20 protein-coding genes are annotated in these 18,160 nt (G+C 41.6%); 5 read left to right on the top strand and 15 right to left on the bottom strand.

Annotated elements, in window-relative coordinates; translation table 11 throughout:
* Nucleotides 1–2 precede the first annotated feature (2 nt).
* From murI to CYL31_RS10225, 8 genes are read right to left on the bottom strand one after another with little or no spacing between them, the layout of a single operon-like run.
* Nucleotides 3–827, bottom strand: a complete 825-nt coding sequence (gene murI / locus CYL31_RS10260) for a glutamate racemase (protein WP_212915171.1) — start codon at nucleotides 825–827, stop codon at nucleotides 3–5.
* Nucleotides 824–1,891 (bottom strand): UDP-N-acetylmuramate dehydrogenase, encoded by a 1,068-nt coding sequence (murB, locus tag CYL31_RS10255; RefSeq protein WP_249411552.1) that lies wholly within the window; start codon nucleotides 1,889–1,891, stop codon nucleotides 824–826. Before murB ends, murI begins: the two co-directional genes overlap by 4 nt.
* A gap of 14 nt (nucleotides 1,892–1,905) precedes the next feature.
* Nucleotides 1,906–2,382 (bottom strand): low molecular weight protein-tyrosine-phosphatase, encoded by a 477-nt coding sequence (locus CYL31_RS10250; RefSeq protein ID WP_212915169.1) that lies wholly within the window; start codon nucleotides 2,380–2,382, stop codon nucleotides 1,906–1,908.
* Complete coding sequence (locus tag CYL31_RS10245) at nucleotides 2,379–2,576, bottom strand: Trm112 family protein (protein WP_212915168.1); 198 nt, start codon at nucleotides 2,574–2,576, stop codon at nucleotides 2,379–2,381. The genes CYL31_RS10250 and CYL31_RS10245 overlap by 4 nt, the downstream gene beginning before the upstream one ends.
* Nucleotides 2,573–3,607 (bottom strand): tetraacyldisaccharide 4'-kinase, encoded by a 1,035-nt coding sequence (lpxK, locus tag CYL31_RS10240; protein ID WP_212915167.1) that lies wholly within the window; start codon nucleotides 3,605–3,607, stop codon nucleotides 2,573–2,575. The genes CYL31_RS10245 and lpxK overlap by 4 nt, the downstream gene beginning before the upstream one ends.
* Nucleotides 3,604–4,026: an ExbD/TolR family protein gene (locus CYL31_RS10235; protein ID WP_212915166.1), complete on the bottom strand. Its 423-nt coding sequence runs from the start codon at nucleotides 4,024–4,026 to the stop codon at nucleotides 3,604–3,606. The genes lpxK and CYL31_RS10235 overlap by 4 nt, the downstream gene beginning before the upstream one ends.
* On the bottom strand, nucleotides 4,023–4,649 hold the full coding sequence (locus CYL31_RS10230) for a MotA/TolQ/ExbB proton channel family protein (RefSeq protein ID WP_212918802.1): 627 nt from the start codon (nucleotides 4,647–4,649) through the stop codon (nucleotides 4,023–4,025). The genes CYL31_RS10235 and CYL31_RS10230 overlap by 4 nt, the downstream gene beginning before the upstream one ends.
* A gap of 13 nt (nucleotides 4,650–4,662) precedes the next feature.
* Nucleotides 4,663–6,597 carry a ComEC/Rec2 family competence protein gene (locus CYL31_RS10225; RefSeq protein ID WP_212918801.1) on the bottom strand — a complete coding sequence of 645 codons (1,935 nt, stop codon included), beginning with the start codon at nucleotides 6,595–6,597 and terminating at the stop codon, nucleotides 4,663–4,665.
* Between the two features lie 89 nt (nucleotides 6,598–6,686).
* Between CYL31_RS10225 and CYL31_RS10220 the strand changes: the two genes are divergently transcribed.
* Nucleotides 6,687–7,157 carry a DUF2062 domain-containing protein gene (locus CYL31_RS10220; protein ID WP_249411760.1) on the top strand — a complete coding sequence of 157 codons (471 nt, stop codon included), beginning with the start codon at nucleotides 6,687–6,689 and terminating at the stop codon, nucleotides 7,155–7,157.
* Nucleotides 7,158–7,230: 73 nt separating this feature from the next.
* Here CYL31_RS10220 and CYL31_RS10215 read toward each other — a convergent pair whose 3' ends face one another.
* The 5 genes from CYL31_RS10215 to dapA form a co-directional block, all read right to left on the bottom strand.
* Nucleotides 7,231–7,929 (bottom strand): ABC transporter ATP-binding protein, encoded by a 699-nt coding sequence (locus CYL31_RS10215; RefSeq protein WP_212918799.1) that lies wholly within the window; start codon nucleotides 7,927–7,929, stop codon nucleotides 7,231–7,233.
* Nucleotides 7,922–9,166: a lipoprotein-releasing ABC transporter permease subunit gene (locus CYL31_RS10210; RefSeq protein WP_212918798.1), complete on the bottom strand. Its 1,245-nt coding sequence runs from the start codon at nucleotides 9,164–9,166 to the stop codon at nucleotides 7,922–7,924. Before CYL31_RS10210 ends, CYL31_RS10215 begins: the two co-directional genes overlap by 8 nt.
* Nucleotides 9,167–9,247: 81 nt before the next feature.
* Entirely contained in the window at nucleotides 9,248–9,964 is a 717-nt protein-coding gene (gene purC, locus CYL31_RS10205; RefSeq protein ID WP_212918797.1) for a phosphoribosylaminoimidazolesuccinocarboxamide synthase, read from the bottom strand.
* Between the two features lie 40 nt (nucleotides 9,965–10,004).
* Entirely contained in the window at nucleotides 10,005–11,081 is a 1,077-nt protein-coding gene (locus CYL31_RS10200; RefSeq protein ID WP_212918796.1) for a hypothetical protein, read from the bottom strand.
* Nucleotides 11,078–11,959 carry a 4-hydroxy-tetrahydrodipicolinate synthase gene (gene dapA / locus CYL31_RS10195; protein WP_212918795.1) on the bottom strand — a complete coding sequence of 294 codons (882 nt, stop codon included), beginning with the start codon at nucleotides 11,957–11,959 and terminating at the stop codon, nucleotides 11,078–11,080. The genes CYL31_RS10200 and dapA overlap by 4 nt, the downstream gene beginning before the upstream one ends.
* Before the next feature lie 216 nt (nucleotides 11,960–12,175).
* On the opposite strand from dapA, the gene bcp reads away from it, so the two are divergent.
* Nucleotides 12,176–12,625: a thioredoxin-dependent thiol peroxidase gene (bcp, locus tag CYL31_RS10190; protein ID WP_212918794.1), complete on the top strand. Its 450-nt coding sequence runs from the start codon at nucleotides 12,176–12,178 to the stop codon at nucleotides 12,623–12,625.
* Nucleotides 12,626–12,680: 55 nt separating this feature from the next.
* Here bcp and CYL31_RS10185 read toward each other — a convergent pair whose 3' ends face one another.
* Nucleotides 12,681–13,661 (bottom strand): aldo/keto reductase, encoded by a 981-nt coding sequence (locus CYL31_RS10185; RefSeq protein ID WP_212918793.1) that lies wholly within the window; start codon nucleotides 13,659–13,661, stop codon nucleotides 12,681–12,683.
* Nucleotides 13,662–13,768: 107 nt separating this feature from the next.
* Here CYL31_RS10185 and CYL31_RS10180 point away from each other — a divergent pair, with 107 nt between their 5' ends.
* Both CYL31_RS10180 and CYL31_RS10175 read left to right on the top strand, forming a co-directional pair.
* A complete protein-coding gene (locus CYL31_RS10180) occupies nucleotides 13,769–14,677 on the top strand; it encodes a LysR family transcriptional regulator (RefSeq protein WP_212918792.1) in 909 nt (302 codons plus the stop codon).
* A gap of 12 nt (nucleotides 14,678–14,689) precedes the next feature.
* Nucleotides 14,690–15,574, top strand: coding sequence for an AEC family transporter (locus CYL31_RS10175; RefSeq protein ID WP_212918791.1), 885 nt, complete (start codon nucleotides 14,690–14,692; stop codon nucleotides 15,572–15,574).
* A gap of 18 nt (nucleotides 15,575–15,592) precedes the next feature.
* Here CYL31_RS10175 and CYL31_RS10170 read toward each other — a convergent pair whose 3' ends face one another.
* On the bottom strand, nucleotides 15,593–16,486 hold the full coding sequence (locus CYL31_RS10170) for a choline sulfate utilization transcriptional regulator (protein ID WP_212918790.1): 894 nt from the start codon (nucleotides 16,484–16,486) through the stop codon (nucleotides 15,593–15,595).
* Nucleotides 16,487–16,616: 130 nt separating this feature from the next.
* Between CYL31_RS10170 and betC the strand changes: the two genes are divergently transcribed.
* Nucleotides 16,617–18,140, top strand: coding sequence for a choline-sulfatase (gene betC / locus CYL31_RS10165; protein WP_212918789.1), 1,524 nt, complete (start codon nucleotides 16,617–16,619; stop codon nucleotides 18,138–18,140).
* Nucleotides 18,141–18,160 lie beyond the last annotated feature (20 nt).

Below are 18,160 nucleotides of genomic sequence, written 5' to 3'. Positions count from 1 at the left end.
CACTAAATCAATACATGTCTGCGGTCTTTAATAGCGCCGGATGAGATCACCCATGAAGTCAGACGCTGCATGTTTTGGAAGCCTAGAGAACTACAAAGCTCGATGCTGCCTTGATTTTGGCTGTTGTCTTGATGTTTAACAGCATCAAGTAACTGGCTCATTTCATTAGGATAAGACTCCGTTAGGCGACGAATTAGTTGCGCTGTCACGCCTTCACTAGGCTCTATGATCTCGCATTCGTTTCCAAGTATTTGCTCAAACAGATGCTTAACCAATGGATAATGTGTACAAGCCAATACCAAGGTATCGATATTTTGTGCGAGCATTTCTTGGCTTAATTGCTGAATTGTTTGCTTAACTTTTTCTTCTGTTTCTGGCCAGGCATCAATATCAAAGGCTAATGTTGAACTGGACATAATAGAAACATGACTGTCCGCTTTCCATAGATCAATCAATTGATTTAAGCGCGGGCTTTCTGCCGTTACTGGTGTTGCAAGTACCGCCACTCTGCGTTTTTTACTAAGGCGAAAAGCAGGTTTTACAGCAGGCTCGACACCAATAATCGGTAGCGAGGTACAAGCTCGAAGCGCATCAATAGCTGTCACCGTGGCGGTATTACAAGCAACAACAATTGCGCAAACCTTTTCATTTTCAAAAAAACGTCCGACTTTCACAAGTCTATCTTGTAACTGCTCAGCGCTTTTGCTGCCATATGGCGCAAAGGCATCATCAGCCAAGTACACCAAATCAAGATAAGGGTGTTTTTGATGTATGGCATTAAGGATGGTTAAGCCTCCAGCCCCAGAATCCATCACGCCAACTTTCACTTAAGTATCTCCATACCAAGAGGCAACTGGACCGGCTCTCGTTCCAGCTGAACACCATATTTATCATAAACGGATTGCTTTATTTGCGCTTCCAGTTCCAGCAAAGCAGTAGCGTTGGTTTCTGAATGATTTACTAACACCAAGGCTTGTTTTTCATAAACTCCCACGCCTTGATATTGTTTACCTTTCCAGCCAGCTTGGTCAATCAACCACCCTGCTGCCAATTTAAAACCCTCTTCAAATGGAAAAGACACTAGGTTTGGAAAACGATCTTTTAGCTCATCATGCTGAGCCGGACTAACAATCGGGTTTTTAAAGAAACTGCCGGAGTTTGCTAGTACTGCAGGATCTGGTAATTTTTCATTTCGAACATGACACACTGTATCAAAAACGGTCTGAAGGCTTGGCTTTCCTTCAATTTGTTCGGACAAGCCACCATAGTTTAATAATAGTTCTGATTGTTTTTTCAAAGACAGCTCAACCGAAGTAATGAGCAACAAGTTCTTCCATTGGCCTTTAAAATAACTGTCTCTATAAGCGAAACCGCAGTCTTTACCATTTATCCAGTAAACATCACCAGTGTTTCGATTGATGACCTGAACACGGGCCAAGACATCTTTTATTTCAACACCGTAAGCGCCGATATTTTGTACTGGAGCCGCACCGGTAGTACCTGGAATTAAAGCGAGGTTTTCAATTCCATACCACCTTTGAGCGACAGCGTATTCGACTACTTTATGCCAGTTTTCACCAGCCGCAACCGTCAAACTCACAAGATTTCCCGCGTGCTCTCTTGCGCTAATACCAGATAATCGATTAATAATAACAAGACCAGATACATCGGCCGAAATAAGCAAATTACTGCCACCGCCAATCATGGTCACGTTTTTTTGAAAATGTTTCGCCCAAGCCAATAAGGCTTTTAAGGAATCTAAAGTATCTGCTATTGCAAAATATTCAGCAGAGTAGTCAAAACGAAAGGTATTGTAAGTTGCTAGGGAAACATTTTCTTGAATGGAGTTTTCAATGCGCTGCGCAAAGGCATCTTCGGTATTGAATCGCATTTTCATTGTCTAGTTTAATCTTCTCTATTGGAATGAAGGTGATGCACAAACGCGTCGGCAATATTCGTAAGGTGCTTTCTCATCTCAGAAAAACCTTCGTCGCCACCATAATAAGGGTCCGCCACTTCACCAAATGCAGCATGATCATAAAACTCGCCAAACATAACTAATGTCGCTTTGCTGTTTTTAGGTTGAATTTTCTTAAGGTTAGACAGATTTTCTCTGTCCATCGCCAAAATCCAATCAAACTCATCAAAATCGGCCTTAGTAACTTGTCTAGCTTGTTGACGGCTGATGTCAATGCCAACCTGATGAAGCGCTTTAATTGACCGTGCATCTGGCGGATTACCTACGTGATAAGCCGCCGTTCCAGCTGAATCAAGCTCTAAAAATACATTATGCTTAGCCGCAACGTTTTCTAAAATACCTTGCGCCGCGGGTGATCGACAAATATTGCCTAAGCATACCGTTAGCACTTTATAGGATCTCATTTTGCCGAACCTGACTCTAAGCGCTCATCAGTAGTTAAGGTGCGCGCTTCTGTTTCTAACAAAACAGGAATACCATCGCGAACTGGATAAGCCATTCCACCCACTTTGCTGATCAATTCAGTTCCGTCTTTGCTTAACGTCAAAGAAGCTTTAGTTACAGGGCAAACAAGGATATCAAGTAAGGTTTTATTCATGGGAGTAATCCATTTTTAATAAGGTTAAGTTTTTCTAAAAATGCTTGCTGAAAGCTTATTGGCAATACCAAAGACACGGGTAAATACCAAACATTTGAATTCGATAACTCAAGAGATTGGCATTTAACTGCATCTTTCTCTGTCATCACCACTGCGCCATCAATAGGAACGTCAGTTTCTTCAAACGCATGATGATCAGTAAACCATTGATGAGTGATGTTGTTCTTGTGTAATCCTAAACGCTCTAGGGTTGCCATAAAGCGCTCAGGATTACCGATTCCCGCCATAATATGCCAATTTGAATTTGCTGCAAAAACGTCATGGTAATCTAGACTCTTACTTCCATCCAGTGACACCAATTTAGTGGGCACTAATGGTGCTAGCGTAATAGGCAAGTTTAAGGCCTCTAGAGGCTTAGTCATCGACTCAGAAATACTAACCACAAAATCGACTTCAGAAAGACGCGTAATAGGCTCTCGCAATGGACCTACAGGTAGCAGATGCCCATTCCCAACGCCACGGGTGGCATCTAGCATCGCGACTTCAATATCTCGATTGAGCTGATAATGCTGCATACCATCATCGCTCACTACAACATTCACATCTGTTGTACTCAATAGAAACTTTACCGCTTCATCCCTTTTAGGGAAAACTACCATAGGACAAGCCGCTCGGCGAGACAGCATGACAGGTTCATCCCCCACATCTTGAGGCAGACTATCTGGGTAAACATGGGTCGGCGTTTCAACTTTTGCACCGTGGCCACGAGAAACAATACCTGGACGATATCCATGCTCGACTAAGAGTTTGCACAGAGCCACAACCATAGGTGACTTGCCAGTTCCACCCACACTAATATTACCGACAACAATAACTGGAACGGGGGCTTTATATGATAATTCAGGGTGAGATAAAAACGCTTTGCGCTTATTCACTACTGCTTTTTTTATCAAAGGCTGCAGCGGCCGAAATACATTTGTCCAACCGTAACGAGCATACCATGAGCGTGTAAATAAAGACTCTACACTCACTGGGCAGGCTCTTTTTGAGCAGTATGCGCAAGTTTCGTAATACCAAGGCTTGCGGCTGCATCGTATACTCTTAGAACCATGTCATAAGAGGCCTTTGCGTCAGCGGTAATAATAAGTGGTCGAGTATAATCGCCTTCACTTACTTCTTTTAAGCCTTGGATCAAGGTGCTTACTTTTTCATTAATCAATGTCTGACCGTTGATAACATATTGACCATCTGCAGTAATTACCAACTCGACATTCTTAGAACGATCTGAACTTGGGGCATTTGATGTTGCCGTTGGTAAATCAATTGTCAACTCAGTACTTTGATTAAAAGTCGTGCTGACCATAAAAAAAATAAGCAATAAAAAGACGACGTCAATCAGAGGCGTTATATTGATTTGAACGTCATCTATTTTTTGACGACGAAATTTCACTGTGCGACTCCTGACTTATCTCGATCACCGTGTAGCGAGTCAATCAATTTGGTAGACTGCTGCTCCATAGTAACAACCAGCTCATCGATTCGACGACTGAAAAAACGATGAAAAATCAAAGCCGGTATCGCGACACCAAGGCCTGCTGCCGTTGTTAGCAAAGCTTCAGAAATACCGCCCGCTAATAAAGCAGTATTGCCTGCGCCACTTTCCATCAATACTGAAAAGACTTTAATCATGCCTACAACAGTACCCAGCAAGCCGAGTAACGGTGAAATCGCTGCGATAGTGCCTAGCGTATTCATAAAGCGCTCTAATTCATGGATCACATGGCTAGCGGCTTCTTGAACACTCTCTTTCATTGCTCCACGACCATGTTTTGAATTTAGTAGTCCTGCTGCAAAAATAGACGCCAAACCTGTTTTAGCCTGCATTGAGCGAATATACTCAATAGTCATTCTGTCATCTCGTAATCTCGCCATCACATCCGACAAAAGACCATTTGGCGCAACCCCCGCTTTGCGAAGCGTCCAAAAACGCTCAATAATAATAGCCAGCGTTAGGATGGAACACGCCATTAAGGGCCACATGAAAAAACCACCAGTTTGAATAAAGGCTAACACTTCGCTCTCCAATTTAAGTTTGAACGTAATTTAACACACTCTCTAACTTTTCTACACGTTTGCAAGTGTCAGATTTTAAGAGAAAAAATGAATAGATACAGGATGAATGACGCAATGAGATATAGTCACCTTGGAAATAAAATGCTAAGGATTCACCCGGCGAAATTACTAACCAATCTACATTAAGTGCATCCAGCATCACTTGTGTTTGTTCTGACTCCTCTCTTTTAAACATTACCCATTCAACACCATGATCTAACAGCATTTGTGGCGAGAGGTTTTTTACCGAACTGGGCGATAGAATGTAAGCATGCTGTCTATCCACTTTTAAATAAGAGCCAATCATTAATCGCGAAAGATCTATGCCAGTCCACGAATCGGACAACAAAACGCCATTTCGGTCAGACAGAGTCAATGTGTTTTCTCTATTCGCCAGTGTTATATCTGCATTTGAAACATTAAACAGCATGGAAGAAAATAAAATACACCAAATCCCAAGCGCACTTACAACACCTCGCTTTAAGGGGCTCTGATAGACCCAACAAGCAATTAACAGCAGCATAATAAATCGTGGAACACTCGATACAAATTGCTCAAAAAATAGTAAAGGCAAGTTAAAAGCAATCCACTCAACAGGTATGATTACATAATTAAGTAACCTATCTAATAATTCGTAGCTATGGGTTGACCCTATAGCCAACGCCTCCAAACCAGAAACCATCCCCCATGGAAACCACACAAAAGCCGCAAACGGAATCAACAACACATTCACTAAAATTGAGACACTAGAAATAGCATCTTGCCAGCCGAGTATTAGCACCATTGAAGCGGTACTCAGCATAACCTGCACCATAAATAATCTGGGCACTTTAGTAGATGTTTGACAGTAACCGATTAACAGATACACCATGCTAAAAGACAGCCATAAGCCTGGACTTAGCACTGTCCTTGGGTTAGATAAGAGCACTAGCCATAAAGCAAAAGTAATAATGCTATAAGGCGAAACTTTCAAAGCCAACATGCGAGCGCATAAATAAACACTGAGCATAATAGAAGCCCTTACAACTGGCTCGCCCCAGTGTGTTATATAGGCATAAGTAAATAGTAAAGGCATGACTATGATGGCATCAAAATGCCAACGCGTAAGACCAGAAAGCATTATTTGGCTGGGCAGACATCGCCAAACCATTCGACTTATCAAGCAACCAATCGCGAACATAAAACCGGTGTGCAACCCTGAAACGACAAATAGATGAGCCAAGCCAAGAGTGCGAATTATCCAAGTATCTCGCTCACTCCACAAATCGTCCTGCCCTAACAGCAATGCTTTAGAAAACCGCCAAGAATTAAAAGATCCAAACAAGGTATCAAGTTTAGTAAATAACTGGTCGTGCAAAGAAAAATGAACTTGATCAATGCTGGATATATCTTCGTTCGCAAATTGAATAGTTAGCTGCGCCATATGTTTTTTTACATAGAGTTGCTTTTGCCACCAAGGACCGTTTTTATCTGGTAGCAAGATATTGGTCACTTCACCTCGATATGAGGCATTCGATTGGGCTTCGTGAATTGAAGCCATGCTGCTAAAGGTTAAAGAAAAATCATCAATAGTTTGCCTGCGACCCTGACCAGAAAAATACACAATACTGACAGGCAACTCCTTAGTTAAAGCAACGACACTTGGAATTTCATGTTTATTGATGATTAAGTTTTTTCTTTCAAAATCAACCAATACAACGCTACCAACGCGCAAAAGCAAAGGTGATGTTGGTAGAAGCTCGCTAGAAATGATGGAAATAAAGGAGAGAAGTGTCAAAAACAAAACTATTAAACGCTTTGACCACATTAAGTAGAGACACACCAGAATGATATGAGTAGAATACACCCACAAATAATCGCTCGGCACCAATATGGCGCCCATCAATATGGACAAACTACTTAGTAACATAAGACCTCCTTGTCTTAAATTGCTAAATTATTTTTTACCTGATTATGCCGAAGAATTATCTAAAAAAATTCATACCAAATCCAGAAAAGTTGAAGCAAAGCAAGGCTTTAGGTCTTTTAGGCGCTCAAATTTACGAAGCTAATTTATGGCATCTAAATCGTAAATCTGTGGCAAGAGCTTTCTTTAATGGCTTATTTTGGGCATTTATTCCGATGCCATTTCAAATGCTTGCATCAGCCTTACTTGCGGTTCCGCTGCGAGCGAACATACCTCTGTCTATTGCTCTTGTATGGATCACCAACCCCCTCACCATGCCATTTGTATTTTACTTCAACTACAAGGTTGGCACATTAATCTTAGGTTCTCACGATGAGAAAAACTTTCAACTCTCCGTTGAATGGATCTGGGATAAAATGGAACACATTTGGATGCCGCTTTATGTTGGCTCAATTGTATCAGGTTTGATTGTTGGTGCGATCAGCTACGCCGTAATCACTATTTTATGGCGCCTTCATGTCATTAAACGCTGGAAAGAGCGTAAACTTAGAAACAGTAAATAACCTATTCAGTAAAAATAAAAAAACCAAGATTCTTTAATCTTGGTTTTTTTGTAGCTAAATTAGCCAACCTTAACTAAGCATTCGCTTGTTTTAACGGATGCAAAGCCCCTTGTGACAAACGATAAGCAGAATCCATCCAACTCAACATTTTCTCGTCATGAGTAACGACAAGAAACGCCATATCATAAGTGGTTTTGAGTGTATTAATTAGATTCTGGATTTCTAAAGATGTTGTTTCATCTAGATTACCCGTTGGCTCATCCATCAACACACAGGCGGGGCGATTTGCTAGAGCGCGCGCAATAGCAACACGCTGACGCTCGCCACCTGATAATTGAGAAGGTTTATGGTTTAAACGATCCTTTAGACCAACCTGAGCCAAAAGCTCTTCTCCACGATGCTGAGCTTCTTTTTTATCCATGCCAGCAATCCACATTGGCATCAATACATTTTCTAATGCCGTAAACTCTGGTAGCAAGTGGTGAAATTGATAAACAAAGCCCATTTCCTTGTTGCGCATCTTAGCTCGCTTTGAATCCTTCATGCTAGACCAAGATACACCCGCCAAACTCACCTCACCGGTTGTAGCCAAATCCAAACCTGCTAACAAATTCAATAAGGTCGTTTTACCAGAGCCTGATGAGCCGACAATGGCACAAGCCTCTCCTTTACTTAAGGTTAGATCGATTGAACGAAAAACATCTACCACCTGCTTACCATCTTGATATTGCTTAGAAAGTTCACGACATTCTAAAACGATACTATTACTCATAACGTAACGCCTCCGCTGGCTCTACTTTCGAAGCTCGCCAAGCTGGGTAAATAGTAGCGGCCACCGTCATAATAAATGCAGATATAACAATTAGCTTCACATCAGACCATTGAAGCTCTGAGGGTAAATAGTTAATAAAGTAAACATCTGCACTCAAGAACTGAACATTTAATAGCGTCTGCAGAGCAGCAATAATCTCACTCACGTTGAGCGCTAAGGTTACACCCAAAATAACACCGATAAGTGTTCCGAGCATGCCGATGAACATACCTTGCACAACAAAGATCCACATAACCTGACTTGAGGTTAACCCCATAGTTCTTAGGATGGCGATGTCGTTTCGCTTATCTGTCACCACCATAACTAAGGTAGAAACGATATTAAAAGCGGCCACAGCAACAATTAACAGTAACAACAAACCAATCATGGTTTTTTCCATTTTTATCGCTTGGAAAAGGCTGCCATGGGTGCGGGTCCAATCACTCACTCTGTTTTGGCCTGGTACTGCACGAGCAATATCCCAAATACGTGACGGCGCTACAAACAAGTCATCAAATGAAATTCGTAGTGCTTCTATGTCATCGTCTTTATAGCGCTTTAACTTAGCGGCATCTTTAATGTTAATGTAGGCAAGACTACTGTCTAACTCCGCCCCAACTTCAAAGGTTCCTACTACGGTAAATCGCTTTAAGACAGGCGCGACACCTGCAATAGACACATTGGCTTTGGGCAGTATTGCCGTTACTTTATCGCCAATATCGACTCTTAACATTTTGGCTAGCTGAGCACCTAGAACAATCCCAAAGCTTGTCTCATTAAGTGCATCCAACGAGCCTGAAGCCATATTGTCGCCAATAATAGAGACCTTCTGTTCCATTTCTGGATTGATGCCATTTAGAATCGCACCATGAACACTTTCACCAGACTGAAACATAACTTGCGCTTGAATATGAGGCGCAACACCCACAACATTTGGCATTTTTTCAACTAATTTTGCGGTATCACGCCAATCATTTAATACAGGATCTCCCCACAAAGTAGCATGAGGAACCATACCTAAAATCCGTTGACGTAATTCACGATCAAAGCCATTCATCACAGATAGAACAGTAATAAGAACCATCACGCCAAGTGCAAGACCAGCGATGGAAGAAAAGCTAATAAAAGAAATGAAGTGATTTGAGCGTTTTGCTCGGGCATAACGCAAACCGATAGCAAAAGGGAGGAAGTTAATCAATGTATGTCCTTGTATAACAAGCTTGCATGGTAAAAATAGAGGAGCAAGGCTCCTCTATTTTGGACTAAGTTACCAATCCGCTTATGCGTCGAAATCGATACCTATACGACGACCTACATCTTCGTAAGCTTCGATCACGCCGCCCAAGCCTTGACGGAAACGATCTTTATCTAATTTTTCTTTGGTTTTGGCATCCCACAAACGGCAACCATCAGGTGAAAATTCATCACCTAATAAAACCTCACCTTTATATAGGCCAAATTCCAATTTGTAATCAACTAGAATCATACCGCCTTCGGCAAAAATCGCTTTTAATACATCATTCACCTTGAATGTAAGCTCTTTTGCTTTAGCCAAGTCTGCTGTTTTTGCCCAACCGAATGATTCAACATGAGATTCGTTGATCATTGGATCACCCAACGCATCGTTCTTTAAAAACAATTCAAATGTTGGCGGCGTAAGAGTAATGCCCTCTTCCACGCCTAGACGTCGACAAAGACTACCGGCAGCAACGTTTCGAACGACACACTCAACAGGCATCATATCAAGGCACTTAACAAGTGACTCTGTATCACTTAAAAGCTTTTCAAAATGCGTTGGGATACCTGCTTCTTGTAGTTTTGTCATGATGAATGCATTGAACTTATTATTCACCATGCCTTTACGGTCAAGCTGTTCAATTCTTTTGCCGTCAAATGCAGAAGTATCATCACGAAACACTAGAACCATTTTGTCAGGATCATCTGTACGGAATACAGATTTTGCCTTACCTGCATATAGCTCTTGTCGTTTTTCCATTGGAGGGTCTCCAGTTTTCTTTTTGAGGGGTTAATCGTATTTAATTTACAAAGCGTTGTGCTAAATGAAATGAAGTCACTTCAGGTGAGTCCATTCCAGAAACATCAATAACTAAAAATTCACCGGCTTTTTGACGCGTGATTTCGTAAGGATATTGACGCTCTTCCCAGCTAACATCGTCTAAGTTTCGACGCTTAGTCTTAAGAGATTTCGTCTGTTCTTTACTTACCAATGGCAAATTTAAATCTATTACATCACCTACACGAGCAACGTCCTCTGGTGGGACTGGCGCTAACAATTGATCAGATCCAGGCATTAAGTAAAAGCCTGCAGCATTTAATTTAGCTTCAATATCAGCAGATGAAAGGTCATTGCCTAGGTAAATTGCGAAAATACCATGATGATCAACCCAAACTGGGTATGAAGAAGCATCACCACGGTTAGAAAGATAAGCTGAAGATTGATTCAATTGACGCCCCATTGTCCCCCATAAACGCACAGCAACGGAATAGGCATCATCATTCTGAACTGGGCTCATCCAATTACCTGGCTCTATATCTTTTTGTTCATCACGAAACTGAACGGATACGATTGTTTTGCCATCTTCTATTTCATTAAAACGAAAAGAGAAGGCTGTTTTAGTTGGTGGAATACGGGTGATGTTACTCCATAGTGACGCCCACCAACCTTGTGGATGAAAATCAAAAGGAACCGTTGTAATTTGATTATCCGTTTGTGAAGCAATTGAAGTGCCCGCACCATGCAACGCTGTTAGAAAATCCGTCACGATACGTTTAGATTGAGCCAAATTGGCAGGAGCAGTAAATTCTATCGCATCGTCTTGCTCAGCAACATCAACGGCAACCATAGGGTAAAATACAAACGGTGCTCTTGGCGTGGTGTAAACTGTCTTTTCTTCTAAATTAGCAATGTCTTTTTCATTAGGGATAACTAACACGTCTTTCGATGGCGTAGAGCCCGCTGGCACGACCAAAGTAGAGGTTACAGGCTTATCTTCTTGATAATCATCTGAGTGATCCGTAAAGAAAATGCTGCAACCTGACAACAAAATAGTTAACGAACCTGCGCCCATTAACTTTAAAGTAAACTTATTCATACTAATAAAACTCCAGCTTCTATCATGGCTTGTCGAACGGCTGAATGATGCTGTTCAGAAAGAGGTGTAAGTGGCAATCGAATCCCTTCTTCGCATAGCCCCAATTGACTACAAGCCCACTTAACTGGGATAGGATTAGATTCTAAAAACAAATTCTTATGGAGCGAAGAAATGGTAGTGTCAATTGAATGTGCTTGGTCAGCTTTACCAGCCAATGCTGATTCAGCGGCTTGAGCGACTGCTTTTGGAGCTACGTTTGCCGTAACAGAAATATTACCTTTACCACCCAACAGCATCAACGAGACAGCAGTCGGATCATCACCAGAATATACGGCAAAACTTTCAGGCAAGGCGTTAATTAATGCTTCGCCACGCTCTAGATTACCAGTGGCATCTTTAATACCAACAATATTCTTGACCGAAGCAAGTCTTACAACTGTATCATTTTGCATATCACACGCCGTTCTGCCCGGTACGTTATATAGAATTTGGGGAATATCAACTGCTTCAGCTATCGCTTTAAAGTGCTGATACAAACCTTCTTGAGTTGGTTTGTTGTAATAAGGGGTAACGAGTAAGCACGCATCTGCACCAGCTTCTTTAGCACGACGAGTAAGGTCGATGGCTTCATGAGTAGCGTTAGCACCGGTACCTGCAATAACAGGAACTCGACCTTTTACGGTATTAACTACTTGACGAATTACATTAGCATGTTCTTCTGGTGTCAGAGTAGAAGATTCGCCTGTGGTTCCCACAGCAACAATCCCGTGAGTGCCCTCGTTAATATGAAACTCTATTAGATCATCTAATTTTTTAGTATCTACAGCGCCATCTGGTGACATAGGTGTAATAAGCGCAACTAAACTACCTGTGATCATTTCGAGTCTCCGATAAAATTATAAGCGCGCCTATAGTAACGTCCAGACTCTGGTTTAACAATAATTGACGGACGTAAAGCAGGAGTAAATTAACAAGAAACAGTATTCGAGGGGATTTTTCACTTAGGTCTTGTTAAGCTATTGCTTGTTAAACAAATACTATTAATAGATAAACTATTTTTCTTTCAATATTTCGTTGGACAGTAGAGTAACTTTATGACAATCGAAATCGGACAAACTGCACCGGATTTTAACGCCAAAGATCAGAACGGCGACACCATTACACTTAGCCAATTCAAAGGCAAAAAAGTCGTCTTGTATTTTTATCCTAGAGACTCCACTCCTGGATGTACCGCCCAAGCTTGCGACTTGCGAGATAATTATCAAACACTTCTAGACCAAGGCTTTGTGATTCTTGGAATCAGTACTGACACTGAGAAGAAGCACCAAAACTTTATCGCTAAATATGATCTACCTTTTCCACTGATCGCAGATACAGAGAAAGAAGTTCATGAGCTATATGGTACTTGGCAGCTGAAGAAGTTCATGGGACGGGAATCAATGGGCACGGTAAGAACGACCTTTATCATTGATGAAAACGGCATCATTTCGGATATCATCAGTAAAGTTAAAACCAAAGCCCACGCTGAGCAAATCTTGAAGTAAACAGGACAAAAATGGCGCGGTAATATTCGCGCCATTTTTTACTTAGTCACCAAACTTAAATACCACCTCGAATATGCTCTCTCACTTCTTCCCGATAAAAATCCGCTAATAACGCATGCAACTCTTTACTCAAAGGCGGTAGAGACGATACAGCGGCATTGCGCAACACTTGAGAAGATCGACTGGCGCCAACAATGATACTTGAAACTTGAGGCTGATCTAGAATCCAGCGTAGAGATACATCCAATACATTATGCCCTTCTGGCAGTTTTCCCTTTAACGTTTCAACTAGCTCAACACCTTTTGCGAACGGTATGCCATTAAAGGTTTCTCCCACATGAAATGCCGCGCCATCCTTGTTATAAGAACGATGATCATGCTCACTAAAAATATGATTCAGTCCCATTTTCCCTGAAAGCAAACCACTTGCTAATGGTAATCTAACAATGATGCCAACATCATTTTTTTCAGCTAGAGGGAATAATGACTCAACTGCATCTTGGCGAAATACATTAAACAATATCTGTAAGCTGGCTAATTCTGAATGATTACAACAAAACATCGCCTCATCCAACATTTCCACACTGGCACCAAAATGTTTAATGACACCTTCTTTTTTGAGGTCTTCCATCCAAGCCAATATATCACCTGAAAACAAGACATCGCGAGGAACACAATGCAATTGAGCAAGGTCGATTGTTTCAACACCTAGACGTTGAGCGGAAGCCTGCAAGCTTTTTTTCACAGCTGCCTTGCTGTAACCATCAGGGTAAAGCTCAGCACTTCTACCTACTTTGGTTGCTATAACAGGTGATTGGCTCAACGACTTACGCCATTGCCCTATTCTTTCTTCACTTAGGCCACCACCGTAAACATCTGCCGTATCAAAAAAGCGAATACCTTCCTCTACTGCTGTTTGCAGTATCGCATTCGCTTCTTTATCTTCCACTGGACCAAAATCATTACCAAGCTGCCAACAACCCAAGCCAATTTCTGATACTTCAAATCCTGTCTTTCCTAGTATTCTGGTTTTCATAAACACTCCTATAAACGAATTAATGACGAATGCCACTACTATACGAGCCTTTTAACTGTTTATAATTATCGATACATTGAATTTATTGTTTAACAAGGCTTAACAATATGAGTGCGCATTTCCCAGAAGGTATAAGAGAATTTTTAGCCGTAGTCGAAGTACACAGCTTTTCAAAAGCCGCGGAACAACTCAACATTTCTCGCGCAAGAGTGTCTCAAATAATCAGCCGTCTAGAAAAAGACCTAGGTGTCCAGTTACTCTATCGATCCACACGCTCACTTTCCCTTTCACCCGCTGGCGAAACTTTCTACCAACTGTCTCGTCAAGGTGTTGACCAGCTAGAGCATGCCGTTTTGTCTGCTCAGAATGCTCATTCGAGTATTGGAGGACAAATCAGAATCAATTCCGTGGGCGGTTTATTTGGCGAAGAAATACTCGCCCCCATCTTAATTCGATTTATGAACGAAAACCCAAAAGTAGAAATAGAACTAAGTTTTTCTAGCACAAGAGAAGATTTGATTGAGTCGCAATACGACCTTGTTGTCAGAATGGGCTCGCTTACTAATTCAAATTTAATAGGCCGAAAACTAACGAGTTACACCAACTATCTAGTTGCTAGTCCTGATTATTTTGACAGCATGCCGAAACTAAACAGCCCGAAAGATTTGCTGGATCACACGTTAATCAATGGCTCAGTAAAAAGATGGTCGTTCACGCACATTGTCAGCAAAGAGAAGTATGAGCTTCCGGCGCAAGGTAAATTAAAATGCTCAAACGGACATGTGGTAAAACTGGCAACCCTAGAAGGAACTGGCATCTCTAGACAACCTTCCTATTATGTAAAACAAGACATTCAATCAGGTCGATTGATAACGCTTCTACCAGACTGGCAATTACCTAATTCTGATGTCACTTTACTTTATCCTCAATCAAGAAATATCAGTCTTAGGGTAAAAGCATTAGTGCACTACCTTGTGGAAGCCTTTAACATAGAGGCCATAGATAACAATGCCTAACTAAGGATTTCTATGCTCTCAGCATTAGCCAACTCACTCATTCCTATCTTACTGCTTATTTCTTTGGGCTTTTTTCTTGGTAAAAAGACAGACTATTTAGAAAGTCCATCCTTAGGGGCTTTAGTCTCAAATTTGGGTTTACCCGCCCTGTTGCTTTATTCTGTTTTATCAATGCAGATGCAAGTTTTCAGCATGCTTAAAATTATCGCTGCAACCATTATTGTTTTGGCTCTAGTATCGCTGATTTCATTTGTTTTTCTCAAAGCGCTCAAGCTACCTACGCGTTTTTACTTACCCCCCTTGGTCAATCCTAACACTGGCAACCTTGGCATTCCTGTCGCTTATGCATTATTTGGAGCGGAAGGCATGGCCATCGCGGTAGTAATTTCATCCGTGGTTCAGATTAGTCATTTCACCCTAGGCGTTGGCTTTATGTCCGGAACCTACCACCCTAAGCAGCTTATAAAAAATGGTCCCGTTATTGCCTTAGTGGTTGGCGCCCTTTTCCTAAGTTTTCACATTAGCTTACCCACGCCCTTAATGAATACACTGAACATGCTCAGCCATATAACATTACCTATTATGCTAATGCTACTGGGTAAGTCCATCAGTAGCCTGTCAGTAAAAGAAAGTAGCAAAATAGGTCGGGCAACTCTTTTGTCACTATTTCGCCCTTTAGTTGGCGCACTCTGTGCATGTTTGGTAGTTTACTTTTTACCACTTAGCCCCTTAGAAGGCTCTGTATTAATTGTACTAAACACTATGCCAGTTGCTGTTATTAGCTATATGCTAGCAAGCAAATTTAAGGGACCAGTTGATGATATCGCTCTTATGATTCTTTTATCTCTACCTCTTTCACTTTGCGCTGTTGGCTTATTGTGGTGGTTGTATTTATAGGAAAGTACGGTAGAAAAACTAAGATTTTAGCCAATCTAGAAAAGCAGCAACGGGGGCCGTGGGAGCCTGTTGCTTTGAAAGAACAATGTAATAACCATTATCAGATTGCACCGTAAAGTTTGGTAGTGCGACCAATACACCACTTTTTATAAAATCATCTACTAGAGGCGACCATCCAAGACCAATACCTTGCCCAGAAATGGCAGCCTGCACTAGCAATGTATAATTATCAAACTCCATCACAGATTCTGATGGTTGCCACTGAGAGCCATTAAGTTGGAACAACAACTCCCAATCCATCCATTTTTGTCCCATATCAGCATTCAGCTTCAAGAGCGGCGCATTTACCAAATCGACCAAATCTGTAAAACCAGAGAACTCACCCAGTAGCTTAGGACTGCATACAGGATACACGACTTCAGGTAATAGCTTTTCTGTCAGATAGCCTTGATATTGACCATGGCCAAACAAGACTGCCACATCCGCCTCAAGAGAAACCAAATCCACTTCGGATTGAGAGGTTTGGATACGAATATCAATATCTTTATGTAGACGTCGAAACTCCGGTAAGCGAGGCATTAACCAAAAAGCGGCAAAAGCGAAATCCGTTGCGACAGTAATACGCTGAGATTTCGGCTTTTGCTTTATCTTTTGCATCACATTTCGCAAGTCCTGCAAACTCGACTGTGTCGTTTTTAGCAAAATATGACCCGCATCGGTCAATACCACGCCACGATAAATTCGCTCAAACAATGGCGTACCAAGTGAGACCTCTAACGCCCTTATTTGCTGGCTTACCGCTGGCTGCGTCGTCCCCAACTCTCTTGCGGCAGCGGTAAAACTCAACAGTCTTGCAGATGCCTCAAAAACGACAAGCGATTGCAATGGCGGTAATTCCGAGTTCATTAGCATAAGTTCAACTTATCCGATGTATAAGAATTTAGTCAGTTTACAGCATCTCTATCATAGCGCAATGTATCTAAAATAAAGCAAAGATCACCAATTACATCAAAGTTTAACTTTTTATCCATTAGGAAAAACCATGTCAAAAACACAACCTAATATTCTTTTTATTATGGCTGACCAACTAGCGGCATCCGCCCTTCCAATCTATGGCCATCCAGTCGTAAAGACACCTAATCTAAGCAAGCTGGCAAAAGAAGGTGTTGTATTTGATTCCGCCTATTGCAACAGTCCCCTTTGCGCACCTTCTCGATATGTTCTTATGACAGGCCAGCTGCCAAGTAAAATTGGTGCTTATGATAACGCTGCCGATTTATCTGCTGACATTCCAACATTCGCTCATTACCTTCGTGCGCAGAATTACAAGACGGCGCTATCTGGGAAAATGCACTTTTGTGGTCCAGACCAATTACACGGCTTTGAAGATCGCCTCACTACAGATATTTACCCAGCAGATTATGGCTGGTTTCCAAATTGGGACGATCTTAAAACGCGCCCAACCTGGTACCACAACATGTCTTCAGTTACTCAAGCAGGCCCCTGTGTACGCAGCAATCAATTAGATTTTGATGACGAAGTGGTTTTTCATGCTCAGCGTTATCTCTATGATTATGTAAGACGTGAGCAAGATAGACCCTTCTGTTTAACTGTTTCCATGACACATCCTCACGATCCCTACGCAATCCCTCAAGAGTATTGGGATAGATACAGAGATGACGAAATAGACATGCCAAAAATATCCATCAGCAGAGAAGATCAAGACCCACATTCTGCTCGGCTACAAGAAGTTTATGCCTACTACGATCAGGAGCTGAGCGAAAATCAAGTACGTAATGCTCGACACGCCTATTACGGAGCGATCAGTTATGTAGATGACAAAATAGGCATGCTATTAAAAACATTGAAAGAAACCGGCTTAGACGACAACACAATTATTATTTTCTCGGGTGATCATGGCGACATGTTGGGCGAAAGAAATCTTTGGTACAAAATGTCGTTCTTTGAAGGCTCTGCTCGCGTACCAATGATAGTCCATGCACCTAAACATTTTTCACCTAAGCGAGTTAAAGAGTCGGTTTCCACAATGGATCTATTGCCTACCTTTCTAGAGATAGCCACTAACACCTCTGATCACACCTATGCCATGCCTATTCAAGGAAGAAGCTTAATGCCTCACATCGAAGGTCGAACAGATGGCCACGATGAAGTGATTGGTGAATATTTTGGTGAAGGCGCAATTGCTCCTTTATTTATGATACGAAGAGCACAGTACAAATATGTCTATTGCCATATTGACCCAGAGCAGCTTTTCGACCTAGAAAATGACCCTGATGAACTCGTGAATCTAGCGACAGACCTGAAATACGCCGATTTATTACAGACATTCAAAAATGAAGCACTGGAGCGATGGGATTCTGCGGAATTAACTCAAGATGTACTTATCAGCCAGCGCCGTCGTCGTTTGATAGTAAAAGCCATGGGCAAAGGCAAAAAAACAGCTTGGGATCATCAACCAATCTTTGATAGTAGTGAAATGTACATGAGAAATCATATTGATCTAGACGACCTAGAAAGCCGATCCAGATTTCCTAAAGCACAGTAAACAACATCTTAAAAAAGCAC

It is taken from the genome of Marinomonas sp. A3A, assembly GCF_018336955.1.
Lineage (GTDB): Bacteria > Pseudomonadota > Gammaproteobacteria > Pseudomonadales > Marinomonadaceae > Marinomonas > Marinomonas lutimaris.
Note: the sequence above shows the minus strand (reverse complement) of the source record. Positions and strands in the feature narration are given on the sequence as shown.